This window comes from Pontibacter korlensis, assembly GCF_000973725.1.
Taxonomy (GTDB): domain Bacteria; phylum Bacteroidota; class Bacteroidia; order Cytophagales; family Hymenobacteraceae; genus Pontibacter; species Pontibacter korlensis.
On the sequence record NZ_CP009621.1, the window covers coordinates 4,534,812 to 4,561,761 of the forward strand.

Annotated in this window: 25 protein-coding genes and 1 other RNA gene; 16 read left to right on the top strand and 10 right to left on the bottom strand. The window is 47.6% G+C overall.

What is annotated here, in order from left to right:
• The first annotated feature begins 12 nt into the window (after nucleotides 1–12).
• The 4 genes from PKOR_RS19500 to PKOR_RS19515 all read left to right on the top strand — a co-directional run bounded on the left by PKOR_RS19500 (nucleotide 13) and on the right by PKOR_RS19515 (nucleotide 3,315).
• Nucleotides 13–579, top strand: coding sequence for a DinB family protein (locus tag PKOR_RS19500; RefSeq protein ID WP_235336831.1), 567 nt, complete (start codon nucleotides 13–15; stop codon nucleotides 577–579).
• A gap of 92 nt (nucleotides 580–671) precedes the next feature.
• Nucleotides 672–1,079 carry a hypothetical protein gene (locus PKOR_RS19505; RefSeq protein ID WP_148561751.1) on the top strand — a complete coding sequence of 136 codons (408 nt, stop codon included), beginning with the start codon at nucleotides 672–674 and terminating at the stop codon, nucleotides 1,077–1,079.
• Between the two features lie 58 nt (nucleotides 1,080–1,137).
• A complete protein-coding gene (locus tag PKOR_RS19510) occupies nucleotides 1,138–2,046 on the top strand; it encodes a LysR family transcriptional regulator (RefSeq protein WP_046312904.1) in 909 nt (302 codons plus the stop codon).
• A 66-nt stretch (nucleotides 2,047–2,112) separates the two neighbouring features.
• A complete protein-coding gene (locus PKOR_RS19515; protein WP_046312906.1) occupies nucleotides 2,113–3,315 on the top strand; it encodes a threonine synthase in 1,203 nt (400 codons plus the stop codon).
• 919 nt (nucleotides 3,316–4,234) lie between these two features.
• Here PKOR_RS19515 and PKOR_RS19520 read toward each other — a convergent pair.
• Both PKOR_RS19520 and PKOR_RS19525 read right to left on the bottom strand, forming a co-directional pair.
• Nucleotides 4,235–4,843, bottom strand: a complete 609-nt coding sequence (locus PKOR_RS19520; protein ID WP_046312908.1) for a hypothetical protein — start codon at nucleotides 4,841–4,843, stop codon at nucleotides 4,235–4,237.
• A gap of 324 nt (nucleotides 4,844–5,167) precedes the next feature.
• Nucleotides 5,168–5,635, bottom strand: coding sequence for a hypothetical protein (locus PKOR_RS19525; RefSeq protein WP_046312910.1), 468 nt, complete (start codon nucleotides 5,633–5,635; stop codon nucleotides 5,168–5,170).
• A 75-nt stretch (nucleotides 5,636–5,710) separates the two neighbouring features.
• Between PKOR_RS19525 and PKOR_RS19530 the strand changes: the two genes are divergently transcribed.
• The gene (locus PKOR_RS19530) at nucleotides 5,711–6,196 is read left to right on the top strand and encodes a nucleoside deaminase (RefSeq protein ID WP_046312911.1); all 486 of its coding nucleotides are present in this window, start codon (nucleotides 5,711–5,713) and stop codon (nucleotides 6,194–6,196) included.
• A 151-nt stretch (nucleotides 6,197–6,347) separates the two neighbouring features.
• Here PKOR_RS19530 and ffh read toward each other — a convergent pair whose 3' ends face one another.
• The gene (gene ffh / locus PKOR_RS19535; protein WP_046312912.1) at nucleotides 6,348–7,682 is read right to left on the bottom strand and encodes a signal recognition particle protein; all 1,335 of its coding nucleotides are present in this window, start codon (nucleotides 7,680–7,682) and stop codon (nucleotides 6,348–6,350) included.
• Nucleotides 7,683–7,874: 192 nt separating this feature from the next.
• Between ffh and PKOR_RS19540 the strand changes: the two genes are divergently transcribed.
• The 9 genes from PKOR_RS19540 to PKOR_RS19580 all read left to right on the top strand — a co-directional run bounded on the left by PKOR_RS19540 (nucleotide 7,875) and on the right by PKOR_RS19580 (nucleotide 19,726).
• Nucleotides 7,875–9,203, top strand: a complete 1,329-nt coding sequence (locus PKOR_RS19540; RefSeq protein WP_046312914.1) for a glycosyltransferase family 4 protein — start codon at nucleotides 7,875–7,877, stop codon at nucleotides 9,201–9,203.
• A gap of 297 nt (nucleotides 9,204–9,500) precedes the next feature.
• Nucleotides 9,501–11,129: an AMP-binding protein gene (locus PKOR_RS19545; RefSeq protein ID WP_046312916.1), complete on the top strand. Its 1,629-nt coding sequence runs from the start codon at nucleotides 9,501–9,503 to the stop codon at nucleotides 11,127–11,129.
• Nucleotides 11,130–11,287: 158 nt separating this feature from the next.
• Nucleotides 11,288–12,310: a UDP-N-acetylglucosamine 4,6-dehydratase (inverting) gene (gene pseB / locus PKOR_RS19550; protein WP_046312917.1), complete on the top strand. Its 1,023-nt coding sequence runs from the start codon at nucleotides 11,288–11,290 to the stop codon at nucleotides 12,308–12,310.
• Between the two features lie 71 nt (nucleotides 12,311–12,381).
• Entirely contained in the window at nucleotides 12,382–13,575 is a 1,194-nt protein-coding gene (gene pseC, locus PKOR_RS19555) for a UDP-4-amino-4,6-dideoxy-N-acetyl-beta-L-altrosamine transaminase (RefSeq protein WP_046312919.1), read from the top strand.
• On the top strand, nucleotides 13,572–14,264 hold the full coding sequence (gene pseF / locus PKOR_RS19560; RefSeq protein WP_046312920.1) for a pseudaminic acid cytidylyltransferase: 693 nt from the start codon (nucleotides 13,572–13,574) through the stop codon (nucleotides 14,262–14,264). The genes pseC and pseF overlap by 4 nt, the downstream gene beginning before the upstream one ends.
• Complete coding sequence (pseG, locus tag PKOR_RS19565) at nucleotides 14,257–15,753, top strand: UDP-2,4-diacetamido-2,4,6-trideoxy-beta-L-altropyranose hydrolase (RefSeq protein WP_235336844.1); 1,497 nt, start codon at nucleotides 14,257–14,259, stop codon at nucleotides 15,751–15,753. Before pseF ends, pseG begins: the two co-directional genes overlap by 8 nt.
• Before the next feature lie 32 nt (nucleotides 15,754–15,785).
• Nucleotides 15,786–16,829: a pseudaminic acid synthase gene (gene pseI, locus PKOR_RS19570; protein ID WP_046312921.1), complete on the top strand. Its 1,044-nt coding sequence runs from the start codon at nucleotides 15,786–15,788 to the stop codon at nucleotides 16,827–16,829.
• Nucleotides 16,830–16,832: 3 nt separating this feature from the next.
• Nucleotides 16,833–18,107, top strand: coding sequence for a hypothetical protein (locus PKOR_RS19575; RefSeq protein ID WP_046312922.1), 1,275 nt, complete (start codon nucleotides 16,833–16,835; stop codon nucleotides 18,105–18,107).
• A 131-nt stretch (nucleotides 18,108–18,238) separates the two neighbouring features.
• Nucleotides 18,239–19,726 carry a lipopolysaccharide biosynthesis protein gene (locus PKOR_RS19580; protein ID WP_046312924.1) on the top strand — a complete coding sequence of 496 codons (1,488 nt, stop codon included), beginning with the start codon at nucleotides 18,239–18,241 and terminating at the stop codon, nucleotides 19,724–19,726.
• Nucleotides 19,727–19,740: 14 nt separating this feature from the next.
• Here PKOR_RS19580 and PKOR_RS19585 read toward each other — a convergent pair whose 3' ends face one another.
• Nucleotides 19,741–20,865: a DegT/DnrJ/EryC1/StrS family aminotransferase gene (locus PKOR_RS19585; protein ID WP_046312926.1), complete on the bottom strand. Its 1,125-nt coding sequence runs from the start codon at nucleotides 20,863–20,865 to the stop codon at nucleotides 19,741–19,743.
• Between the two features lie 131 nt (nucleotides 20,866–20,996).
• Here PKOR_RS19585 and PKOR_RS23700 point away from each other — a divergent pair, with 131 nt between their 5' ends.
• Entirely contained in the window at nucleotides 20,997–21,665 is a 669-nt protein-coding gene (locus PKOR_RS23700; RefSeq protein ID WP_052738968.1) for a hypothetical protein, read from the top strand.
• A gap of 68 nt (nucleotides 21,666–21,733) precedes the next feature.
• On the opposite strand, the gene PKOR_RS19595 is transcribed toward PKOR_RS23700, so the two are convergent.
• The 6 genes from PKOR_RS19595 to PKOR_RS19615 form a co-directional block, all read right to left on the bottom strand.
• On the bottom strand, nucleotides 21,734–22,444 hold the full coding sequence (locus PKOR_RS19595) for a cell division ATP-binding protein FtsE (protein ID WP_046312928.1): 711 nt from the start codon (nucleotides 22,442–22,444) through the stop codon (nucleotides 21,734–21,736).
• A gap of 9 nt (nucleotides 22,445–22,453) precedes the next feature.
• Complete coding sequence (locus PKOR_RS19600; protein WP_046312929.1) at nucleotides 22,454–22,657, bottom strand: hypothetical protein; 204 nt, start codon at nucleotides 22,655–22,657, stop codon at nucleotides 22,454–22,456.
• 107 nt (nucleotides 22,658–22,764) lie between these two features.
• Nucleotides 22,765–23,421, bottom strand: a complete 657-nt coding sequence (fsa, locus tag PKOR_RS19605) for a fructose-6-phosphate aldolase (protein ID WP_046312930.1) — start codon at nucleotides 23,419–23,421, stop codon at nucleotides 22,765–22,767.
• 111 nt (nucleotides 23,422–23,532) lie between these two features.
• Nucleotides 23,533–23,630: signal recognition particle sRNA small type (gene ffs, locus PKOR_RS24175), an RNA gene on the bottom strand.
• 89 nt (nucleotides 23,631–23,719) lie between these two features.
• Nucleotides 23,720–24,409 carry a DUF421 domain-containing protein gene (locus PKOR_RS19610; RefSeq protein ID WP_046312932.1) on the bottom strand — a complete coding sequence of 230 codons (690 nt, stop codon included), beginning with the start codon at nucleotides 24,407–24,409 and terminating at the stop codon, nucleotides 23,720–23,722.
• Between the two features lie 4 nt (nucleotides 24,410–24,413).
• Nucleotides 24,414–25,109, bottom strand: coding sequence for a DUF421 domain-containing protein (locus PKOR_RS19615; protein ID WP_046314678.1), 696 nt, complete (start codon nucleotides 25,107–25,109; stop codon nucleotides 24,414–24,416).
• Between the two features lie 233 nt (nucleotides 25,110–25,342).
• Between PKOR_RS19615 and guaA the strand changes: the two genes are divergently transcribed.
• Complete coding sequence (gene guaA / locus PKOR_RS19620; RefSeq protein ID WP_046312933.1) at nucleotides 25,343–26,872, top strand: glutamine-hydrolyzing GMP synthase; 1,530 nt, start codon at nucleotides 25,343–25,345, stop codon at nucleotides 26,870–26,872.
• Nucleotides 26,873–26,950: the final 78 nt, after the last annotated feature.

The following is a 26,950-nucleotide window of genomic DNA, read 5'->3' on the forward strand; positions in this document are numbered from 1 at the left end:
AAGTCTAAGCCTATGTCACTGAACGCACAAAGTCTCAACCTGCTTATGAACCCAAAACTGGAAGTAAAATACCTGCGTCTGGAGCAGTCGCGCAATCGTCTTTTGGACGAACTGGCAGGACTAAGCGACGAACAGCTCAACACCTATCCGGCTGCAGGTAAATGGAGCATAAACCAGCATGTGGCACACCTGGTATTGGTAGAAGAGCGCGCGTTAAGTAGCATAAAACAGCAACTGCAACAGCAGGACACACTGCTGGATATAGATTTCAGCACATCTGTTAAAGCTCTACTGGTGAAACTGGCGCTACACTCCGGGAGAAAGTATAAAGCACCCGCGGCTGTTGCCAACGTACCTGACCAGGCAGCTCTACCAGAACTAAGGCAGCAGTGGGACAAGCTACGCTTTGAACTGGAGGATGAGTTAACAAGCTTTCCGCACCATTTACTTGAGAAAGGAGTGTTAAACCACCCTATGGTAGGTTGCCTTTCTATCAACCAGGCCCTTTCTTTCCTGCAAGATCATTTTGAACATCACCGCCAAATTATGCTTCGCCAGAAGGAGGCGCTTATAAGTTAGCCTCTTCTGAAAAACCTACCATGCATAAGCTTTTCCTGTACTTTATACTTCTCCTTTCCATTGTCAGCAGCTCCTGCTCAAATGGAAAACCTATGGAAGAAGTTTCCAGCTCAGTTGAAGCGAAAGAAGTTTTACAGCTCGTTGGTCAAACATCCTTGAACCTTAAAGGGGAAAAGCACCCGACTGTCAAAAGGAAACAAAACACCTCTGAACTATTAGCAGGAACTTGGGTACATGAGGAGGATAGCTTGGCAGTTATAGAAATCACCGACACTACTTTTTCTTTTGTTTATCAGGTTCATGTGGCTGATAAGTATAGACTCCACATAGCCGATGAACTAACGCAGTTCATAAATCCTGACACAAGAGCAAAATATCTTGTTTTATCGAACCAAGCCGATACACTCTACGATGAGCTAAACGGGATAGACAAACATACTTTGAGCTTAACCTGGTTTCCGACAATGAGAGCTCATGTCTACAAAAGAGTTAGCCATTAGCAAAACACAAAGTTTGGTTGTAGTATAGGTACTTTAATTGTACCACTATCAGCACACCATGATTTCCCAGCGCCACGAAATATTCTTCGAAGTAGCACGTCAGCTCAGCTTTACCAAGGCCAGCCAGACACTCTTCATAAGTCAGTCAGCCATAAGTAAGCATATCAAAGCACTGGAAGAGCATTATAAAATTGGCTTGTTCAACCGCCACGGCAACTCAGTATCGCTCACTCCTGCAGGTGAACTGCTTTACCAAAAGTTGCTTAGGGTAAGGCAGGTTCAGCACGAGCTGTATGAGGAGTTCAGGAGTATAAGTACAGACTTCTCGCCACAGGTACGAATGGTCATCGGCTCCAGTACTACCATTTCGCTTTATATCTTGCCACCCGTACTTTCGGCATACCTGGCTAGCAACCCTAACGTACAAATCACACTTAAAAACCGTAACTCCGAGAATATCTTAAAGGCTCTTGTAGATCATGAAATAGACCTTGGTATCATTGAAGGTATCAACAAGGTGAACAATGTAACCTACACTCCATTTATGAAGGATGAGGTTATACCCGTATGTTCTGCTAAAAACCAACTTCGCCATCAGCAGTTGCACTACCAGGATCTGTACAACATACCTCTTGCTCTGCGGGAGTATGGCTCCGGAACGCTAGCTGTGCTGGAAGAAGCACTCCTGGAGAAGGACATACGCCTCCACGACATTCCTGTCAAGATCAGGTTAGGTGGAACAGAGGCTCTTAAAAACTTTGTTCGAGCTAACGATTCCTGCCTTTCATTTCTTCCAAGACCTGCTGTTATCAAAGAACTGGAGTCAGGGGAATTGGTTGAACTTAAAATTTCAGACTTACAGCTTGGGCGCACCTTTTATTTTATCCAGCGCAAAGGCACAGAAAACGACCTGCTTTTCAGAAACTTCATACGGTTCACCAAAAATCATTATTCCAAAACAGAATAGGCTATTCCTAAATACTATTTTGTTTACTCATAGCTATACAACTATTTGCCGTTGTATTTAACAGCTATGGACATCACTCTTGTTGATCGATTAAGCCGCATAGACCATCTGACATGCTCTAACTGCGGCTCTACTTATTCCCCATTCCAACAACATACTTTATCTTCCTGCTGCCACTTACCGCTGGCTGCACAATATGAGCTGCAGCATTCTTTAAGTAAGAGCATTTTAGCAAAGCGTGAAGCAAGTATGTGGCGCTACCGCGAGTTATTACCTGTTCTAAGTGAAAAGAACGTGGTAAGTCTAGGTGAAGGATTTACTCCTATTCTGGAGCTGCAGAACCTGGCCCGGCAGTACAATTTGAGCAACTTGCTGTTAAAAGATGAAGGACAAAACCCTACCGGCTCATTTAAGGCCAGAGGTTTGAGTATGGCCATATCTAAAGCAAAAGAGTTCGGAACAGAAGGGTGTATTGTACCTACCGCAGGCAATGCAGGAGTGGCAATGGCAGCCTACTGCGCTAAGGCAGGCATGAAAGCCGTGGTGGTTATGCCGCGCCATACACCGGAGGCTTTTAAGGAAGAATGCTACTGGTATGGGGCCGAAGTGGTGCTGGTAGATGGCCTGATCAATGACTGCGCTGCACGGGCTAAAGAGATAAATGCCGACGGAAAGCTTCTTGATGTCTCCACACTAAAGGAGCCTTACCGCCTGGAAGGCAAGAAAACCATGGGCTATGAGATAGCCGAGCAGTTTAACTGGCAACTGCCAGATGTAATCTTGTACCCTGCAGGTGGAGGTACAGGCCTGATAGGTATATGGAAAGCTTTTAAAGAATTACAGGCACTTGGTTGGCTGGATGAGCATGTAAAGCTGCCTCGTATGATAGCCGTGCAAGCAGCAAACTGCCAGCCTTTGGTGGAGACATATTTCGGTAGGCAACAAAACGCGCAGCAATATGTAGGAAAGCCAACTATAGCCAATGGTCTTGCAGTACCTCGCCCGATAGGTGAACAAATGATGCTGCAGGTAATCCAGGAGTCTGGAGGCACTGCTATCAGCATATCAGAAGAAGAGATGCTGGAGGGCTTAAGGGAGCTAGGTAAAAGCGAAGGCCTCTTTGTAGCACCTGAAGGAGCGGCAGTTTGGATGGCTGCAAGAAAACTCATTGCCACTGGCGCTATCACCAAATCTGAAAATATCCTGTTGCTTAACACAGGCTCAGGTCAAAAATATATGGCCAACATTACTGGCATGCACAACTACTAGAAGCACTTATAAATCTGGATAATTTAATTACTGAGGTAGCAGGAGAATCTTGCTACCTCTTTTTGTTTAGAGGATAGATCTATTGCTTTACTACACTAACTAACTCAAATCCGAAGCTATAGCTTACCGACAGCTACTGCAAAAACTAATGTAGACACTTGACTTACATTTACTCAAAACGCTAGACACAAAACATTTATACTCAATCAGTTATTTCGCATCATATAAAGTATATATATCACCTGTATTTTATAGTTCATTACCTGATGTGTGTGTTTTGAAGTCCTATTTATTTCAGATAAGTACATGTTTCTATAACAGAATAGGAAGAGATATCGAGGACAAAACAGCACATGGGTTAGGGCCACAGGGCTAAGCTAGCAGGAGCTATAGCCTCAGTAATGATGCATCAGGAAAAGCTTAGAATCCGGCAAAGTTAAGCGAGGTCAGGGCGCCAATGTGTGGCTGTTAAAGCTGATATTGGAGCATAGACAAAGGCTCTATACATAGACGCTCCACTAACCCTTACGAAGGTGTATGCGCAAAGCTTGTATACTCCCAAGTATACCCTATGTTTACAGGCTTGCTAATCGCGAAGTACAGACTATAATTTAGAGGGTCTTACAGCCCGGGTTGTGAAGCGGAAAAGTATGTTGGAAGCGAAAAGTATAACTGTGCCAGAAACCTATCCTTCCCAGGCTAACAGGTTATTGCTGTCACAACTTTTAGGGCATAAAAAGACCCTGCGTCACCTCCCTGGATATATGGATGCACAACAGGGCCTGCGAAACATTGATCTAGATAAACCTCCTCAAATTTGGAACCGAACACACAGCATAATCAAATAGTTATCAATAGGTAAACTCAATAACACGGAAGCTATACTTCATAATATTCCAAAAGAGGATCTTGCTATTGTTTAGTTACCACCAGATACATCAGCCGCAGTTTCCAGGGTACGAAACTCCATCTGCAAGGCTTTTATCTTTACTTCTGTGTCTGTTGGAATGTTGCCGTTGATCTGGTCTTTTCGGTCATTTAGTTTTTCCAGTACTCTCTTTGCCATATCCCAGTCCTGGTTACTCCATGTACCTTTCTGTTGGCGCACATTCTCTAAAAAGGTAATGTAAGCCTCGCGCACGTTTTCTTCATTTATGGTGGCATAGTCTGCCCATCTTCCTAAAAGGTTTCGTTCCCACTCGCCCAGACTTGCATCAGTTGCACCGCGTTGATAGGCTTCATCAGCCTCCTGGAACTCTCTTTTCAGGTTCTGGTAGTCCTGCTTCAATTCATCACTAAACTGATCCTGCTTCTGATCCAGCTCTTGCGTACGCATCTTAAAGTCATCCCGGGCACGTTCCCAATCTTCTTCAGTGCGTTCAGCAACGTTAGAGGTGGTATTACTCACCCAAGATCTGAAATCTGCAAGATCGTCTTCAATTTGCTGTTCCCTGGTTGCAGAGCAGCTGCTTAACACCACACTCACAAATAATAGCCCTGCACTTAAACATCTAGTTATTTTCTTCATAGTACTTATCATATCTTAGTTACACTACCACAAAGTACGACACAAAGCATTTTAAGATATTTATTACCAGACACTACATGTTAACTGCTTAAACTTCCCAAAGCATACAACTCACTTAATTAAATGACTATAAGTATTTTAACAATTCATAACCAAGGAGAAACTTACACGTAAAACCAATTAACAACGGATTATTTATATAAATAACAAGCATAAGTATATTAATAGATTCTCATCCTTGTTCGTATAAAACCTTTGGTTGAGTAAAAACTGCAATAGCTTATACTTCGAGTATGCATGGATAAAGCACAAGTGAAGTATAAGCTATTTACGTTTATCAGCCTCCAATATCAGGTATTGACCACTTAAGGCAAACTGCCGGAGCACCAACTTATCTTCAGTTAACTCCTGCACTTCCCAACGAGGCATCATTGTGCTTAGGATGGACCTACCATCTACCAGCCTTGTTTGCAGTATTATCAGCCCCCTGGAGGCCTCTAACTCCCATCGCCCCTCCTCTATTACCTCCACACCATTGATGGCATCAGGAGCTTTGTTCTGGCGCACCAGGCTATAACTTCCATTTGGCCTAAAGGTGATGCTCATTTGTTCCGTTGGGTATACAGGATTCATGTCCCCTTTGTGTGCATGCAGCTTCTCCCGCAGCACCCATGTTTTGGTTATCATTTTTAAGGAGTCAGTCGGCTGTTCTTGAGTTTGCAGCTCAGGCATTTTAAACTTTGGTGCCGGATCAGCAGTAAGAGTCAGGAAAAATAGCAGTGTTGATAACATAGTCCTATTTTCATTCTTTTACACTCTATAACTTACGCAAAACGAGACACTTGAGCAACAACTCCAAAACAATATATGGAAACCAATAAGGAGCGACACGAAGAGTTTATGCGGGAGGCAATAAGCCTATCCATAGAAAAAATGCTGGAAGGGTACGGCGGCCCCTTCGGCTCAGTAATAGTTAGAAACGGCACTGTTATAGCCCGTGGCTATAATAAGGTACTGCACTCGCACGACCCTACAGCACACGCTGAGGTGGAAGCCATACGCTCAGCATCACAGGTACTAGGCACCCACGACCTCTCTGACTGTGTTATCTATGCCAGTTCTCAGCCTTGCCCTATGTGCCTGGGTGCTATCTATTGGGCAAGGCTAAGAAAAGTATACTATGGAAATCCGCACCAGGAGGCGGCGCGCATTGGCTTCGACGATTCCTTTATTTATGAGGAGATTGAAAGGCCTGTGGAGCAACGTCGCATCCCGATGGTACAGCTCCTGCAACAGGAAGCTAGAAAAGCCTTTGATCTTTGGGAGCAGAAAGAGGACAAAAAAGAATATTAGCATCTTTTTCTATCCTGCTAAAGCTAAAGACATTCTATTAATCTATAGAGGCAGGTAATTAACCTATCAACCTTGAAAGACATAAAACCAAAAGGCGTCTGCCACACCTAAAAGGTACAGCAGACGCCTTTTTTGAAGTATAGTCTTGGGCTTAGCGCTTCATCATGTTAGCTAAGTTACCTAAGCCACCACGCTTGCCAGCCATCTTGTTCATAGAACGCATCATCTTACGCATGTCATTGAACTGCTTCATCAGGTTGTTTACCTGGGTTACATCTGTACCACTGCCTTTAGCAATACGTGCACGGCGGCTTCCGCTGATGATATCCGGGTTTTCACGCTCTTCCGGAGTCATAGATTTGATGATGGCCTCAATTGGTTTGAAAGCATTCTCATCGATCTCTACATCTTTCAAGGCTTTACCTACACCTGGGATCATTCCTACAAGGTCTTTGATATCACCCATCTTCTTGATTTGCTCCAGCTGTGTCAAGAAGTCGTCGAAGTTAAATTGGTTCTTGCGGATCTTCTTGTTGATGCGCTTCGCCTCATCCTCGTCAAAGGCCTGCTGCGCACGCTCTACCAGAGAGATCACGTCACCCATACCCAGGATACGCTGGGCCATACGATCAGGATAGAACAGGTCCAGCGCCTCCATTTTCTCACCGGTAGAGATAAACTTAATCGGCTTCTCTACTACGGCACGGATAGAAAGGGCGGCACCACCACGAGAGTCACCATCCAGCTTGGTAAGCACCACGCCGTCGAAATTGATACGCTCGTTGAAAGTCTTAGCCGTATTCACGGCATCCTGACCTGTCATGGAGTCAACCACAAACAGCGTCTCGGTTGGGTTAACTGCCTTCTTGATCTCGGCAATCTCTTTCATCATCGCCTCATCCACGGCCAAACGACCAGCGGTGTCGATGATAACTACCTTTTTATGTGTTTTCTTGGCATGCTCAATAGCGTTTAGGGCAATCTGCACCGGGTTCTTGTTCTCCAGTTCAGTATAAGCCTCCACCCCTACCTGCTCGGCAAGCACCTGCAGCTGGTTAATCGCAGCTGGACGGTACACGTCGCAGGCAGCTACCATTACAGAGCGGCCTTGTTTTTTAATGTAGTTCGCTAGTTTACCTGTGAAGGTTGTTTTCCCAGAACCCTGCAGACCAGAAATCAAGATAATGGCCGGATCGCCTTTCAGGTTAATATCCTGCTTCTCGCCACCCATCAGCTCAGTCAGCTCTTCATGCATGATCTTCACCATCAACTGGCCCGGAGACACAGCAATAAGTACATCACGCCCAAGGGCTTTCTCCTTGATATTATCGGTTACAGTTTTGGCAACTTTATAGTTTACGTCGGCATCCACCAAGGCGCGGCGCACCTCTTTGATGGTAGTCGCTACGTTGATTTCGGTAATGCTTCCCTGGCCTTTCAGCGTCTTAAAGGCACGGTCTAACTTGTTACTTAAATTATCAAACATGTTTTCTTTCTGGATTTACCAACAAAAATAAGGAATATCAGCAATAGTTACCACTTAAATGTACGACATCAACCGCAAGGGTGATAGTTCCGCACGCGGTATATATACAACAGGACCCACAATGGCTCGTAAAGCCTCTATTGGAATCATTAATTTCCTATATTTGGAAACAATTGCATAGATCTACTTGCTTTGAAAGAGACTGACTTAACCGACATACTCTATATATCCTATTACTGGCCACCATCAGGCGGACCAGGCGTGCAGCGTGGCCTTAAGTTTTGCAAATACCTGCCCCAGTTTGGTGTGCAACCCACAGTGCTTACCGTAGACGAAAAGCAGGCTTCTTACCCTCTGCTGGACCCTACCTTCGAACAGGAAGTACCAGAGGGTCTGCAGGTATACCGTACGCCAACTTCAGAGCCTTTTGAGTACTACAAGAAGCTCTCCGGCAAAAAAGAAATACCCTACAGTGGTTTTGCCAATCAGCAGTCAAAAGACACTATGGTTGACAAGCTGTTCAAGTTTGTGCGCGGCAACCTTTTTATACCTGACGCCCGCGTGGGGTGGAATAAACATGCTATACGTAAGGCTGAAGAATTGTTGCAGACTGGTAAGTATAAAGCTATCATCACCACAAGCCCACCACATTCAACACAGTTAATCGGCCTAAAGCTGAAGAAAAAGAATAACCTGCCTTGGGTAGCCGACCTGCGTGACCCCTGGACGAACATACATTATTACGACCAGCTGTACCATACTGCCCTGGCCAAACGCCTGGATGAAAAGTACGAAAGGCAAGTACTGGAACAGGCTGATGCTATCCTTGTAACCAGCGAGGACACAAAGCGCCTGTTCCTGAACAAGCCTGCAAGTATAGATGTAGACAAAATTCATGTTTTACCAAATGGCTACGATAAAGACGACTTTATTTACCCGAGCAAGCCACCAAAAGATGAGTTCCTGATTACCTATACAGGAACTATCACCGAAAGCTATAATATTGATGTCTTTCTGAAGGTAATAGCGCATTTGTTGTCGGTGCACAGCGAAATAAACTATCAGCTGCGTTTTGTAGGCAAGGTGTCGGATGGCATGAAGAAGCGCATCGAGAAAGCAGGAGTCCTTGGCATCACGGAGTTCATACCTTACGTGCCACACCAGGAGGCGATAAAATACATGATGGAGAGCACGGTGCTGTTCCTTGCAATAGCCGACGTAGATAACGTGTATGCTAACGTTCCAGGTAAGCTTTTCGAATACCTGGCCTCTAACAAACCTATTGTTGCACTAGGGCCTGTTCATTCTGATATGGACCGTATCATCGATGAGTGCGGAGCTGGTCGCTTGTTCCACTACACAGCTTATGATTTAATGCTGGACCATATGACACAATGGAGCCGTGCCTGGAAAATTAACCCGAACCTGGACCTGCCTTACATCAACCATTCCCGCTTTTCGAGAGAGGCTTTAACAGAAGAGTTGGCTGACATCATCAAGGGGTTGGCAAAAAGGAAGTAATATAGGTGTAGCATTGTTTCATAAGCCAGCCACATTGAGTTATACAGCACTAAGCGCAAAACTCAATGTGGCTGGATCAGTTTTTATAGCATTATCAAAAGTTGCTTTAGAAATCGTAAGCCCTACTACTACAGTTTTATAGTATAAACTTATGAAATCTAGGTCCTAAAAGAGAAACCAAAAGCATTCAAGCCGGTTTCCAGCTATACTTAGAAATCGTATTAAGCCTAACATTTGTGTGTTATCTTTTAAGAGAGCATTTCACTTTTGCTTCTTTTATTTTTAATACCACAGATCATGCATACCCTTTCCTATTGCCATGGCGCCAGTACTACTCCTTTGCTTGGTGAAACTATTGGCCAAAGTCTAAGAAAAACAGTTGAGCAGTACGGTAACCGCGAAGCCCTGGTAATGGTGACGCAAAATTACCGTGTAACTTACCACGAATTATGGGAACAGGTGGAGCAGGTAGCAAAAAGCCTGCTTGCCAGTGGTATAAAGAAAGGTGATCGTGTAGGAATTTGGTCACCTAACCGTTATGAGTGGGTATTAGTGCAGTTTGCTACGGCCAGAGTGGGAGCTATTCTTGTTAACATAAACCCCGGCTATAAAACTACTGACCTGCAGCATGCGCTCGGCCAGAGTCAGGTCAAACTTCTTATCGCAGCACCAAACTTCCGTCTTACCAACTATGTGGAGATGCTGGAAGAGATCCGCCCTACATGTGAGTTTCCAGAGAAAACAGTTATACTTGACCGCGACTGGGAGGCATTTTTACGCGCTGGCGAAAGTGTAACCACAGAGGAGCTAGAAATACTGGAGCAGACGTTGCAGTTTGACGACCCAATCAACATACAATATACCTCCGGCACTACCGGCTTCCCCAAAGGTGCCACGTTATCGCACCACAATATCCTGAACAACGGTTATTTCATTGGCCAGATTCTAAAGTACACTGAGCAGGATCGCGTATGTATTCCTGTTCCGTTTTACCATTGCTTCGGTATGGTAATCGGCAACCTGGCCTGTATCACACATGGCGCATGCATGGTTATACCAGGCGAGTTCTTCGACCCGGAGCTAACCATGCGTACGGTGCAGGAAGAAAAGTGCACCTCCCTTTATGGAGTTCCTACCATGTTTATTGCCGAACTAGACCACCCGAATTTTTCCAACTACGACTTCTCTACTTTACGCACAGGTGTTATGGCAGGCTCCAATTGCCCTATGGACACCATGCGTAAGGTGCAGCAAAAAATGAACATGCAGGAGGTTACTGTATGTTATGGCATGACTGAAACTAGTCCAGTTTCCCTTCAAAGCCGCACCAACGCTCCCCTGGACAAGCGCGTTTCTACTGTTGGAACAGTGCACCCACACCTGGAAGTCCGAATTGTAGACCCTGAAACTGGCTATGTGGTACCACGCGGCGAACGTGGTGAGCTTTGTACCCGTGGTTACTCAGTTATGCTTGGCTATTGGGATATGCCAGAAGCTACCGCTAAATCCATAAAAAATGGCTGGATGCATACCGGCGACCTTGCCATGATGGACGAAGAGGGCTATGTACAGATTGTAGGGCGTATCAAAGACCTTATTATCAGGGGTGGCGAAAACATTGCTCCACGTGAGATAGAGGAATTCCTGATGACTCACGAGTCCATTGCCGACGTACAGGTAATAGGCATACCAGACGCAAAGTACGGTGAAGAGGTGATGGCTTGGGTTAAGCTGCGCGACGGCGTCCCCGCATCTCCAGAACAAATGACAGCCTTCTGCAAAGGGAAAATAGCCACTTTCAAAATTCCTAAATACTGGAAGTTTGTAGACGACTTTCCTATGACAGTTACCGGAAAAATCAGGAAAGTGGAGATGAGGGAAATATCTACAAAGGAACTGGCACTCGAAGAGCCACTGCAGGCATAAATACTTCAGTAATCAAAGGCAGCTCGTGCAAGGGCTGCCTTTATTTTTTGTGTACAAAACTGGCTTTATACTCCCGTGCACCCTTCACTTAAAATAAGTATCTTGCAGCATGATTGGGTGACCATTTTGCACCCATGGTATAAAGCGAAAAACGTAGAATGGCATTAGACCTTAATAACAAGGCTATATTAATTACGGGCGGCACAGGCTCGTTCGGAAAGAAGTTCGTGGAAATGGTATATGCTCGATTCCCGAACGTGAAAAGAATGGTGATTTACTCGCGTGACGAACTAAAGCAGTTCGAAATGTCACAGGTATTTCCAAAGAGTAAATATGATTCAGTTCGTTATTTTATTGGTGATGTCCGTGATGGAGAACGCTTCAAGCGTGCTTGTGAAGGCATAGACATTATTGTGCATGCCGCTGCTCTGAAACAGGTACCAGCCGCCGAATATAATCCAATGGAGTGCATCAAGACCAATGTGCTGGGTGCGGAAAATGTGATTAACGCCGCTCTGGATTGTGGTGTAAAAGATGTAGTTGCTCTTTCTACTGATAAGGCTGCAGCACCTATCAACCTGTACGGGGCAACCAAACTTTGTTCTGACAAGCTTTTTGTGGCTGCCAATAACATGCGCGGAAAGCGGGATATACGCTTCTCGGTAGTACGTTATGGTAACGTGATTGGCTCAAGAGGCTCTGTGGTACCGTTCTTCCTGAAGAAACGTGCTGACGGTGTACTGCCTATCACACACCCTGACATGACCCGTTTTAATATTTCCTTGGAAGAAGGTGTAGAGTTAGTGTTTCATGCACTGGAGAAACATTGGGGTGGAGAGATATTTGTGCCAAAGATTCCTTCTTACCGCATCACAGATGTAGCCGAAGCCGTTGGACCAAACTGTACGCAAGAGACGGTGGGTATCAGGCCCGGAGAGAAACTCCATGAGGAAATGATCACAGAGACAGACTCCCTGAATACTGTGGAGCTGGAGAAAAACTATGTTATTCTTCCTTCCACTCCTATCTGGAACGTCGATGACTTTCTGAAGGCGCACAAGGGGAAAATGGTAGAGATGGGCTTTAAATATAACTCCGGCACCAACACTGACTGGCTTACCGTAGAACAACTCCGCGAGCAGATCCGCCAGCATGTTGACCCAAACTTTAGTGTTGCTTGAGTTAGTGTGTAAATTCCAGAAAGCTTGCTATTACTGCTTTCTGTTTTTCTAACTTTTAACTTCCTAAGCCTTTGTCAGAGCCTAAACAAATAAAACCAATTCCCTACGGCCGCCAGCATATCTCAGAGGATGATATCCAGGCGGTGGTGGAAACGCTTACCTCGGACTTCCTGACACAGGGACCTAAGGTAGCTGAGTTTGAAGAAGCCTTCGCTGCTTATGTAGGTGCCCGGTATGCCGTGGCGGTGAGCAACGGCACAGCCGCCCTGCACCTGTGCACCATGGCGCTGGGCGTAAACAAGGGCTCCAGGGTCATCACCACGCCCATCACCTTTGTGGCCTCAGCCAACTGCGTGCGCTACTGCGGCGGTGAGGTGGAGTTCAGCGACATCGACCCTGCCACGGCCCTGCTGGATGCAGAGAAGGTGCGGCAGCTGGTGGAGAGCAAACCCAAAGGCTACTACTCAGGCATTATACCCGTGGACTTTGCCGGAAACCCGGTAAACCTGGAGGAGTTCCGGAAACTGGCCGACGAGCACGGGCTATGGATCATTGAGGATGCGGCTCACTCGCCGGGAGGCTACTTTATTGACAGCAAGGGCGAGAAACAACGCTGCGGCAACGGCAGGTACGCAGACCTGGCCATCTTCTCCTTCCACCCTGTCAAGCACATCGCCACAGGCGAGGGCGGCATGGTGACGACCAACGACGTGGAGCTTTACAAAAAGCTTCTGCTCTACCGCACACACGGCATCACCCGCGAGACGGAGCTGCTGGAGGAGAACCACGGCGGCTGGTACATGGAGATGCAGGAACTGGGCTACAACTACCGTATCCCGGACATGCTTTGCGCCCTGGGCCTCTCGCAGCTTGAGCGGGCAGACGCCGGCCTTGCCCGCCGCAGAGGCATTGCACGGGTGTATGACCAGGCATTCGCCGAGGTCAGTGGCATCCAGGTGCTGCAAACCAACCCGGCCGCTTTGCAGGAGGACCACACTGGCCACGCCTACCACCTATACGTCATCCGTGTCGAGGACCGCAAGGGGCTGTATGATTACCTGCGGGAGCACCAGATCTATGCGCAGGTGCACTATATCCCGGCGCACACCATGCCCTACTACCGCAGCCTGGGCTACAGCAAGGGAGACTTTCCGCTGGCAGAGTCCTACTACTCAGAGTGCCTGAGCCTGCCGATGTACCCATCGCTGACGCAGCAGGAGCAGGAGTTCGTGATCGGAAAGGTGAAGGAGTTCGTGCAAAAGTGAGCAGGCTTGCCATCATACCCGCCCGCGGGGGCAGCAAGCGCTTGCCCAGAAAGAATATCCGCCCCTTCCTGGGCAAGCCCATTATCGCCTACTCCATCGAGGCCGCGCTGCAATCAGGGCTGTTCGATGAGGTGATGGTGTCCACAGACGACGAGGAGATAGCCCAGGTGGCCAGGAAGAACGGGGCAAGCGTGCCCTTCATGCGAAGCGAGAAGGCTGCTGATGATTTTGCCACCACGGCCCAGGTACTGGAGGAGGTGCTGGGCAGGTACAAGGATACCGGAAAGGAATTCGAGGTAGCCTGCTGCCTCTATCCCACTGCTCCTTTCGTAACGGGCAAGATTCTCAGAGAGGCTTACCAAAAGCTTGAGGAGGGAAGTTTTGACACGGTTTTCCCGGTGCTGCGCTACTCCTACCCGGTCTGGCGCAGCCTTAGAGTGGAGGATGGCAAGGCTAGCCTCAACTGGCCTGAGCACCTTCACAGCCGCTCGCAGGACCTTGAGCCGGCCTTTCACGACGCCGGGCAGTTCTACTGGTTCGGCGTAGAAAGGTTCCTGAGGCAGAGGCGCCTGTTTACCGACAACTCCGGTGCGGTGGAGCTCTCCGAGCTCCAGGCACAGGACATTGACAGCGAGACAGACTGGAAGCTGGCCGAGCTAAAGTATAAACTACTGCACAACATTGGCTAACACTATTAACCAGGCAAAACCCCGCATCGTCTTCCGCGCCGACGGCAACAGCCGCATTGGGCTGGGGCATGTGGTGCGCTCACTGGCGCTGGCCCAGATGCTGCACGAGGACTTCTCCTGCGTGTTCGCCATTCAGCAGCCAGAGCAGGCACTGCAGGCCCAACTGCTGGGAGTATGTGAGGAGGTGGTGGTGCTGGCAGAGCAGGAAGTGACAGAGCAGGAGGCAGCTTGCCTGGCCCGGCAAGTCCTGCGCCCGACGGATGTGGTGGTGCTCGACGGCTACAGGTTTGACACTGCCTATCAGCAGCGCGTCAAGGAAAGCGGCTGCTCCCTTGTCTGCATTGATGACATTCACGCTTACCCTTTCGTGGCTGATGCGGTAATAAACCAGGCAGGCGGCGTTTCGGAGGCAGCGTATACAACAGCCCCCTACACAAAGCTGCTGCTTGGACCAGAGTACGCCCTGTTGCGCCCTCCATTCCTAAAAGCATCACAGCAGGAACGGACAGTGCCTGTTGGAGCCCTGCGCGTACTGCTGAACATGGGTGGTGCAGACCCGCAGAACGTTACTTTGCAGTTGGCAGGGGAGCTGGCTGAAGACAGCCGCGTCAATAGTATGGAAATAGTGGTGGGCGGTGCTTACCAGCACCTGCAGGAGCTACAGAGCTGGCTGCAGGGAAGAGAGCAAGTAAGACTGCACAGAAACCTGGACGCAGAAGCCATGTGCCTCCTGATGGAAGGCTGCGCAGTGGCTGTTACCTCTGCCAGTGGGGTGGCCTATGAATATGCCGCAGTGGGTGGTGTGCTCTTCGTGCTGCAGACAGCCGGTAACCAAACAGGCCTTTACAGCTTCCTGACCCATACCGGGATTGCCAAGCCTTATGAAGAGCTTCAGCAGTTAGGTCCTTCAGATTTCAAGAGTGGATTCCAAAAACAGGTGCAGGTGCAACGCCAGTACTTTGACGGGCAGAGCCCGCAGCGCCTACAGCAGCAGTTCCGTAACTTCAGCCTAAGCGCTGCTCTCACCTTCCGGCGGGCAAGTGAGGAAGACTTGATGCTGATCTACAGCTGGAACAACGACCCTGAGGTACGGCGCTATTCATTTAACCCAGAGCCGATTCCGCTGCCAAACCACCAGGCTTGGTTCAGCGCCAGACTCTCTGATGCCGCCACGCCAATCTACGTTGTAGAGGCGGCAGGAGAACCAGCAGCACAGGTACGCTTTTCCCTCCAAGGCAAAGCGGCAACCGTCGGCTACCTGATCGACAGCAAGTTCAGGGGCAAGGGACTAGGACATGTGGTTCTACAGAGAGGTGTGGCAAGGCTACAGCAGGACTTCCCGGACATCATGCTGGTGGAGGGACTGGTGCAGCGGCAGAACATCCCTTCCGTGAGAGCCTTCGAGAAAGCAGGCTTTGCGTATGGAGAGCCTGACCCGCAGCACCCCAAGGCGCGCCGCTTTGTATTGGAGTTGCCGAAAAAAGATTAACTGATTAACTCATAGTACCCAAAGAGAAAGAAATGATCAACGATATCACTATAGCCGGCCGCTTGGTTGGCCCTTCTCACAGGCCCTTCATCATCGCTGAGATGTCGGGCAACCATAACCAGTCGCTGGAGCGGGCACTGCAGCTAGTGGATGCCGCCGCCGATGCCGGTGCCGACGCCGTCAAGCTGCAGACCTACACCGCCGACACCATGACCCTGCCGGGTGCTTTCACCATCGAAGACGAGGGGTCCCTTTGGAAGGGGCGTGAGCTGTATGACCTTTACAAAGAGGCCTACACTCCCTGGGAATGGCACAAGCCAATCTTTGACAGGGCCAGGGAGCGCGGCATGCTTGCCTTCTCCTCCCCCTTCGACGAGTCGGCCGTGGACTTTCTGGAAGAACTGGGCGCGCCGGTATACAAGATTGCCTCCTTCGAGAACACCGACCACCCGCTTCTGCGCAGGGTGGCAGCCACGGGCAAGCCTGTGATCATGAGTACCGGTGCCGCCACGGTGCAGGAGGTGGCCGAAGGGGTGCAGGTGCTGCGCACCGCAGGCTGCCGGGAGCTGATTCTTCTCAAGTGCACCTCCACCTACCCGGCCACACCGCAGAACACCAACCTGCTCACCATCCCGCACATGCAGGGGCTCTACGGGGTGCAGGTGGGTTTGTCCGACCACACGATGGGCGTGGGTGCTTCTGTGGCAGCGGTAGCCTTGGGCGCAACGGTGATCGAAAAGCACTTCACCCTGAGAAGGGCTGACGGTGGTGTTGACTCGGCCTTCTCCCTGGAGCCAGAGGAGCTGCGGGCGCTGGTGGTGGAGTCTGAGAGGGCGCACCTGGCGCTGGGCCGCGTGCAGTACGGCGTGCAGCGGGCCGAGGAGAAGAGCCGCCTCTTCAAGCGCTCTGTCTATGCTGCCAAGGACATCAAGGCCGGTGAGGCGCTGACCAAGGAGAACATCCGCGTCATCCGCCCGGGTCTGGGCCTGGCCCCCAAGCATTACGACACGCTGCTGGGCAAGACCGCCAAGCAGGACATCAAAGCCGGGACACCACTCAACTGGGATCTGGTGTAGCCTATGCAAAAGTGGTACGACCTGTATAGCCGTATACTTTACCTGCACTTTTCTGAAGGCTTCCTACAACTTCCGGAAAGCGCCAAGAACGCTGTATCTCCCCAAAACCCGTTGATGCGCCTACTTAAGCTGCTTGGCTACACGGTGGTGAGGCTGCTGGGGAACCTCTTTACAGCGGTAGAGCACAAAGAAAGGCTTCAGGGGAAAGTGTGGCTGTATGTGGTTAGCCAGAACAATTACGACAGTCTCAAATTTATACAGCAAGAGCTTTCCGGTGCGGTGTTTGTAGCTGGACAAAGCAAGCAAGTTGGCAAGTATAATAAGGCAGTAGAGCGTCTTTTGTTGCGCCGCAAGCTGTTCTACTACTATAAGCTTTTACCGCTTCTCGTTCAGTTCCTGAAGTATAGAAAAGACAATACCATTCGTTTTTTCGACTTGCTGTACGACTCTATCGGGTTCTACGAGGTTTACCTGCACAAACTTCGCAAGTATAAGCCTGAAGCCATCGTGTTTGCTAACGATCATAATGCCGATGCAAGGGCAATGCAGTTAGCTGCAAAAACCATCGGTATAAAAACTATCTATATTCAGCATGCCAGTATAAGCCCCTTGTTTCCTCCTCTGGAGTTCGATTTAAGTCTACTTGAAGGGCAGGATGCGTTGAACAAGTATAAGCAGTGTGGGACTATAACCGGAAGAGTTGAGCTGATAGGCATGCCAAAGGCTGATGCTTACGTACCTTTGCGCAACAATAGTCAACATATCAAGACTATTGGCATTGGCTGCAACCTGATGGATAGCCTCTCAGAAGTAGAAAAGCTTATCAAGGCTTTAACACATAATTTACCTAAGCTCCAGTTGTTGCTCCGCCCACACCCACGCGACCAGCGCAACTTTAGTAGCTTAAAGGCTATAAGTCCTCAGGTTAGCATCTCAGACAGTCGCATCGTTGCCACTTTTGATTACCTGCGGCAGATAGATGTACAGTTAAGTGGTAACTCCGGCATACACCTAGAAGCAGTTCTTTTGAATGTATGGTCTATTTTCTACGACTTTAACCCGAAGCAAAAGCTAACTGACTATTACGGCTTTATACAGCATGGTCTTATTGATACCGCAAAATCTCCGGAAGAGCTAATACAGATGCTTCAGACTCATATGCACAACAAGCCTGATGTAGTCGAAAGGGCGAAATATTACAATGCTACTGTGGGCACCGCTTATGATGGAAAGAGTGCTGAACTTGCGCTTAAGTTTTTAAGGCAGCTTTTGGCCTGAGCAGGGCCTTAATCAGTAATAGAAAGTTACAGCTCTCTGCGAAGCAAGATGTAGGCGCAGCCACTCCTTTTTAATGGTTTTACTGTAAAACCCAATCCATTTATTATTTTTACGCTTCACCCTTTTAGCCAATGAGCAGAACCTTACAGCGCGAAGGAATCTGGAACACCACCATTTCGTATGCCGGCATCCTGATCGGCTATGTTAATACGGTGCTGCTCTTTCCCAACTTCATGGATGAGGCCGAAGTGGGCCTAACGCGTCTGTTACTGTCTATTTCAGTAATGTATGCACAATTCTCAGCCTTGGGTTTTGTGAACATGAGCGTACGTTACTTCCCCTATTTTCGGGATAATGATAAAGGGCACAACGGCTTTCTGTTCCTGCTGCTATCGGTGCCCCTGCTAGGGTTTATACTTACCACAGCTCTTTTTCTGCTGTTTAAACCTGCCGTAGTAGAGTATTATAGCGAGAATTCACCCCTCATTATAGACTACTACTACTACCTGATCCCTTTATCGCTGTTTGCGCTGCTGTTTAACATGTTTACAGCATACCTGCGCTCGCTCTATAAAACTATCGTTTCTTCCTTCGTTCAGGATTTCCTGCTACGCATACTTACCACTGTGCTTATCAGTGTCTATGCATTGGGAGTGATGGATTTCAACACTTTTGTGCTGCTCTACATCATCGTTAATTCTGTTGGTGCCTTGGTTTTGGTAGGTTATATCATATGGCTGAAGCAGCTTTTCGTGAAGCCCTCACTAGCTGTGTTAAGCATCATTCCTATAAGGGAGATCTTTTACTATGGCTTTTTCACCCTTTTGGGTAACGTTTCTACCACCATCATTACAACGGTAGATCAGGTAATGATCTCTGCCTACAGCCTCTCAGATAACGGCATTTATACTACTGCCTTTTTCATGACAAGCGCCATATTGGTACCAGGAAGGTCTATTTTAAAGATAGCGCACCCACAGGTAGCCGAGTATTGGAAAGAGAAGAATATGAACGGGATGGGTAGCCTGTATCAAAATGTCACCATGATTAACCTGATTGTGGGGCTGCTGCTCTTTATCGGCATCTGGGCAAACATTGATAATCTTTACGATTTTATGCCAGAAAGCTACCGCAGCGGCAAATATGTGGTACTGTACCTTGCCCTTGCGCGCTTGGTAGACCTGGCAACAAGCTTAAACGGCGCTATTCTAGCCACCTCCGAAAAGTATAAGTGGGACCTTGGGTTTAACATGATACTAGCCGGTCTTACCATCTGGACAAACTGGTATTTTATACCGCGCTATGGTATAGAAGGAGCAGCCATGGCTTCCATGATTTCACTGGTTACCATGAATCTTGCCCGCCTGCTGTTTGTGAAGTTTATCTACCACATACAGCCCTTTACATGGAGTGCTTTGGGTATAACAGCTATAGCAGCCTTTGCTTTAGGAGCTTCCTACCTCCTGCCCTATCTCGGCAATGTCTACCTCGACATTCTTGTTCGCTCATTTCTGATCACAACAGTATACTTGTCTCTGGCCCTAAACCTCAATATTTATCCTGAGATGAACGCTTGGCTTCGCAAGGTCATTTACGGCATTACCGGCTGGAAGCTATAGTCTGGATTTGACAGTTACACCATACTTTGTTTAACATAATTAAGTACATGGTAACAAATATAGGTTAACTGGTCTTCTTTCAACTCAGAGTGTATAGGTAGTGATAGCACACTTCTGCACAACATTTCTGCCACTGGCAAATCTCCTTCTCTGTAGCCCAATGAAGTGTAAATCTGCTGTAGGTGTAAAGGCTGAGGGTAATATATAGCACTCGGAATGTGGTTATCAAGTAAATATTGCCGCAGGCCATCCTGTAAAGCTGGTGGCACTTTTATAGTGTATTGCTGGTACGTTTGAGAGCTGTACGTAGCACGGTGTGGTGCCTGCACCAATTCTGTCTCGGCAAAGGCATTGTCGTAAAAGCGTGCTATTTCCTGTCGCGCCTCATTATACTCATCCAGGTATTTAATTTTAACGTTTAACATAGCTGCCTGTAATGTTTCGAGGCGAGAACTAAATTCATACTTACCGCCCATACCATCTTTGGCAGTTTGCTGCGTACGTTCCGCTAGCTCAGGCAGGATAGTTAGAACTGCTCCTCCGTCCCCTGCCCCTCCTACTGGTTTAGCCGGGTAAAATGCAGTAAAGCTAATATGCCCTATAGCCCCTGCTTTTTGCTCCTTACCATCAGGCCCCACATATACTGCCCCTAAAGACTGTGTTGCATCCTCCACAACCCATAATTTATACTTAGAGGCAAGTTCCATAAGCTCGTGCATTGGAGCACATTGGCCAAATAAATGTACTGGTATTACTGCCGCAGTAGCAGGTGTAATACAGCGTTCCACAGAAGCTGGATCCAGGTTGAAAGTCTGTGTATCCACATCCGCAAACACAGGCTTTAACTTGAGCTTGAGCAATATCTCTGCTGCTGATTCATAGTTGAAACTTGGTATGATAACCTCAGCGCCTTCGGGTAATTGTAAAGCCAATAAGGCAAGTTGCAGCGCATCGGTACCACTTGCACAGGGTATAACATACTCCACCTGAAGATAATGCCCTAAGGTGCGGGCAAACTCCTGCACCTGGGGACCTTCTTCCATACGCATGCTGGCCATTACGGCACTAAAGGCAGCGTCCAGCTCTGGCTTGAGCTTAGCATACTGCGCCTTTGTATCAACCATTTTGATGTCTTCCATGGGCTGTACTAATGTTGTAGGTAAAACAAATATAGGCAATGTTGTGGCAAAGGGTTATCCCGCCGTCAATCGCCTTCGTAACCCCTTCTAAATCTGGCGCGTTGTTTAGTACAAACTAGATACAAAGCACTATGTATAAATTAAAGAATATACTTTTAGCCACTTTCCTTCCTTTACTCTTTGCGGCCTGTAACGGCGGAGAAAATGGAACTGCCACAGAGAATGAGCAAGCTTTAGCCGATTACCGCGACTACGTAACTTCATTTGAACGTGACAGCCTGAGCGAAACTGAACTGCGTGCCTTACAGCAGTCTGAAAATGATTCTGCAGCATGGGCTACAGAGAGAGCAAACTTACAGGAGGAGTACAACATGCGGCGTGAGCCTGTAACAGCCAATATAGACAACTATAGTGCTGAGCAACGTGCAGAAGCAGAGGATTTAGACCAGCGTTACAATACCGCACTGGAGGCACGGGAGCAGCAGTTTAACGACGCCAGCCGTCGTTACAAGCTGCGCCGGGAGCTGCTGGGATTAAAAATTCAAGAAGACGATATGAGCGGGGTTACTGCCGCTAACATTGGCGAAACGTATCAGCGCTATGTCTCCACTCTGGAAGAAAATGCAGCGAACTACGATAGTAGAGATTGGCAGCTAATAGAAGGGTGGTGGAGCGCACTCAACAGCCGTTATCGCACTTTGGAGGGGGAACTACAGGCAAGTGTAAAAAAAACAGTGCAGCAGGCACAAGCCCAATACCAAAAAATCAGGCAAGAACATACCACAGACGCTGAAGCTTAAAGGCTAGAAAAGCAAAAGCAGACTAATACCATCCTCTAGCCTGCTTTTGCTTTATTTAGAAGTGCTTGCTAGTATCCGTTTACAAGGTTGAACTCTTCCACTTTGGAATCTAACACGCGTCCGCTCTCGCACTTAAGCACCCTTTTTGGGTAGCGCTGAATAATCTCGTAGTTGTGCGTAGCCATCAGCACAGCTGTCCCCTGGTTGTTAATCTCCTGAAACAGCTTCATGATACCATCTGCCACAACGGGGTCTAAGTTACCTGTAGGCTCATCGGCAAAAAGTATGACAGGTTCATTCAGCAAGGCACGTGCTACTACTACCCGCTGCTGCTCACCACCAGAGAGTTGGTGTGGCATCTTATTAGCGGCAGCATCAAGGCCAACGCGCATCAGAACTTCTGTAATTCGCTGCTTTCGTTTTGACTTTTCGCTCCAGCCAGTGGCCCGAAGTACAAAAGAAAGATTATCTGCCACTGTTCGGTCAGAGAGTAGTTGAAAGTCCTGAAAGATGATACCGACCTTACGTCTTAGGTAAGGCACCTGCTTACGGCGCAGCTTGCTCAGCTGAAACTCAGCCACAGCAGCAGTACCCGACAGCAGAGGCAGGTCAGCATAAAGGGTTTTCAATAGTGAGCTTTTACCGCTACCTGTGCGGCCCACCAGGTATACAAACTCCCCTTTCTCAACATCAAAATTCACGTTGCTCAAAATGGTATTTACATCCTGGTAAATAGTCACATCGCGCAACGATACCACCGGCGAAGAGGAAAAACTCATAGGTGTTGTTTAAATTTCTAATTTCTGCAGTTTGCCAAACTCTAGCGATTCTATCAGTGCTGCTAGTGCGTCTTCTTTGCCTTCAAGTCCGTAGCGGTCGAGGTTTTTAAGTGGACGGTCGGCTCTGAAATAGGCAATTAACACAAAGTTCTCATCACGGAGCTGTATGTAATCCGGAATTTTGGCCTTGCCTTTTACTTTGATGATGTACATCCTGTAAAATTATGAACCTGAAATCATGAATGGTGAACCAGAAGTACTGCACGGTATAAACCTATGCTACACTTTCTGCTTCACCATTCAGTATTCATAATTATTGATTACTTGTTGCCTTTTGCGTGGTCAGCCAGGAATTTCTCCAGACCAATGTCAGTAAGAGGGTGCTTCAGCAGGCCAGTAATTACGCTTAGAGGGCAAGTAACCACATCGGCACCTACCTCAGCACACTGCACCAGGTGCATTACGTGGCGAACGGAAGCTGCCAATACCTGTGTCTGATAACCATAGTTACCATATATCTGCACGATCTGGTCAATCAACTGCATACCGTCAGTAGATACGTCATCCAGGCGACCTACGAAAGGAGATACATAAGTTGCACCTGCCTTTGCAGCCAGAATAGCCTGCCCTGCAGAGAATACAAGCGTACAGTTTGTTTTAATGCCTTTATCGCTGAAGTAGCGGATAGCTTTAATACCATCACGAATCATTGGCACTTTCACCACAATATTCGGGTGCAATTCAGCCAGGAACTCGCCTTCGCGAACAATACCTTCAAAGTCAGTGGCAATTACTTCGGCACTGATGTCACCATCAACAATTTCGCAGATCTTCTTATAATGTGCTATTACATTGTCATGACCAAAGATGCCTTCTTTTGCCATCAATGAAGGGTTGGTGGTTACACCATCCAATACGCCGAGATCATGCGCCTCCTGAATTTCCTGCAGGTTAGCCGTATCAATAAAGAATTTCATAGGGACAGATGCTTAGTTGTTATACTTACAAAGCTAAAGCATTAATCCAGAATCCGGAAAGAATATTGAGAAATTTGCATGGCTGCGAAAGCCTTGGGGAGAGGGCAAAAAAAAGTGGCAAACCAACATCGCGCCGCTTCGACCGTCTACCCTTGCTACCTTCCGGTCCTGGGGGAGTTCGACGGGAGCTGGCCGTGCCGATTTGCCGATACAAAAGTACGACAAAAAGCATTCAGTGCAAACTATGCCCCATATTTTTTGTATAAAAATTTTCTAATAGCAACTACTACACTCATGTTTAAGCACATACCGCCTGGTCCCAACTGTTGCTGCCGCACCTCACGCACTGTAGCTTTGGTTCTTTTTCCGAATGCATTACGTCTCCGCAACTGCAACAGGCAAAAGCTCCCCTTACAAAGCTCTGTTCATCAAAAAAATCATCCCATCGGGGAATGATGGAAAGACCTGGCTTAGGCTCGTTGTACCTATAGATCGTAAATGAACCATTTGCTTCCATATAAACTCTTTCAACGTTCCCCAAATTGCCAATCTGCTTGCTTCTTAACTCGGCGAAAAGACGTTCTCTGGTAAGATTAGTCCGCATCATCCGGTCCAAGCACAAGCTTCCGTCTTTTACTACTATGTCGATATCATCTAATACAATGCTTTCAAAACTGGAGCTATGAACAGCTTTGCCAGAAACTAAGCGCTGCACCCCTATCACAACACCCGCAATAATAAGAATGGGAACCAAGCCGCGGTTAGGATCCGCCATCGGCACTCCTATGGCCGCAGCTAAAGTAACTAATGCAGCCATTTCGTTGCGTGTTAACTGAGCTGCCATACGCTTGCCCATAGCCCGCATCGAAAACATCAGGATTAAAAATATACATGTGATCCTGATTATGACTTCTATCAGGAAGCTCCACGGCACATCCCCTAGTAGTATCCTTAGCCAGTCTGTTATCTGAATATCTTCCGGTTTCATTTGATTAAACTAAAGGTTGCGCCCACTCCTGATGCTCACATTCCCTGCAAGTCATACCATTTATCTGTCCATTATGCTCTGGCACTAAATAGCCGCAATTGTTACACACAAGGCTGTTTGCCTTTTGATTGATAGGCTCATGGAGTCGGTAATCTTTTTTTGGCACAATGGCCAGGCCAGGCTGTGCTTTCTCAGCCTTGAAAACACTAAAGAAGCCCCCAGACTCAAGATAAGCTCTTTTTACCTCGCCTAGATGCTTAATCTGATGTGTTCGAAGCGCACCGAAGAGTTGAGGTTTAGAAATGCGCGATTTCTCCATTTCCTCCACCTGCATTACGCCATCCTTCACCATAAGGCTTACATCACCCTGTGCTAAGACCTCCGCTTTTCGGTTCTTAAACGACAGTTGCCCGAGTCCCCGTTGAAAGAGCAAAATACAGCATAGTATAATGATGGTAGGCAATATCCCTCTGGCTGGTATCTGCATGGCTGGCGCCACAATAGCACCAAGTGTTATCATAACGGCCATCTCTGTTAGGCTTAGTTGGGCATTCATGCGCTTGCCCAAAAGGCGTAGTATGAAAATCAGAAACAGGTAAACAATGATGGTGCGAAGCAATGTCTCGAGCAAAAACTCTGGGGGTGCATCTCCAATTAATATCCGTTCCCAGTTCCAGATGTTAAGTTCCTCTTTATACATGGTTTGTTTAGTACATAGCCTGAGCGTATACGCCCTCATCTTTAGCATGTTGCACCATCAAAATAGCATTAAAGCATTACCATTTTACAATAAAGGCTCTGGAGGATGAATAAATACATTTTTCGAGGCCACTGTTTTGTGCTCCCTACTCCTACTGACTGCCAGAATCTCCTTAGTAGCAAATTCCACTACAAAGAATTAGCATAAACTATAAAAGTGCCTTAATTTTGCGCATGCCAGAAAAAATTCTCATCCTCGATTTCGGTTCGCAATACACTCAGCTTATTGCCAGAAGGGTTCGCGAACTCAATGTTTACTGTGAGATACACCCGTACAACCACGTACCGGAGCTTACAGAAGATGTAAAAGGCGTAATTCTATCGGGCAGTCCCTGCTCGGTACGTGATGCCAAACACCCAACCATCGACCTCAGCCAATTTTTAGGTAAACTACCTGTTCTTGGCGTGTGCTACGGAGCACAGCTTATTGCCTTTGAACATGGTGCAGACGTTACTCCATCTACTATCAGGGAGTATGGCCGCGCTCGCCTGAGCGAATTGCATAACCATGATCGCCTGCTGAAGGAGCTTACTTTGGGTTCTGTGGTGTGGATGTCGCATGGCGACACGATAAAAGAGATTCCAGATAACTTCGAGGTTATTGCCAGCACCGACAGCGTTCGTGTAGCAGCCTATAAACTGAAAGACCAGGATACATACGGTATTCAGTTCCACCCGGAAGTAACACACTCTGACGAAGGTAAAGCCCTACTGCGCAACTTTGTGGTGCACATCTGCGGCTGTGTGCAGGACTGGACTTCGGAACAGTTTATTGATGCCACTGTAGCAGAGCTGCAGGAGCAAATAGGTGATGATAAAGTAGTACTTGGCCTATCAGGCGGGGTAGATTCCAGTGTAGCGGCAATGCTGATCCACCAGGCAATCGGCAAGAACCTTTACTGCATTTTTGTAGACAACGGTTTACTTCGCAAAGATGAGTTCGAAACAGTACTGGACTCTTACAAGCACATGGGCTTGAACGTTAAGGGAGTTGATGCAAAAGCTAAATTTTATGAGGCACTTGCAGGCTTAACAGACCCTGAGCAAAAACGCAAAGCTATTGGCCGGGTGTTTATTGAGGTATTTGATGACGAAGCGCATCAGATAGAGGATGTGAAGTGGCTTGCGCAAGGCACCATCTACCCAGACGTAATCGAGTCGGTAAGCGTGAAAGGCCCATCGGCTACCATCAAATCGCACCACAACGTAGGTGGCCTGCCTGACTTTATGAAGCTGAAGGTAGTAGAGCCGCTTAAAACACTATTTAAAGACGAGGTACGTTTAGTAGGTAAGACCTTAAATATAGATGAAACCATAATTGGTCGCCATCCATTCCCGGGACCAGGCCTGGCTATTCGTATACTTGGTGATATTACACCAGAGAAAGTAAGTGTACTACAGCAGGTAGACCACATCTTTATCAGCAACCTGAAAAAATCAGGTCTGTATGACGAAGTGTGGCAGGCAGGGGCAATACTTACTCCAGTACAGTCAGTTGGTGTGATGGGCGACGAGCGCACCTATGAAAACGTAGTAGCGTTGCGTGCAGTAACAAGTATAGATGGCATGACAGCCGACTGGAGCCGCCTTCCGTATGAGTTTCTGGCCGACGTGTCCAACGAAATCATCAATAAAGTTAAAGGTGTTAACCGCGTTGTATACGATATCAGCTCTAAGCCACCGGCCACTATTGAGTGGGAATAAAATTTAGATAAATGTATAAGGAGACAAAGGATAAAAGACTTTCTAATAACAAAAGAAGTCTTTTGTCCTTTGTCTTTT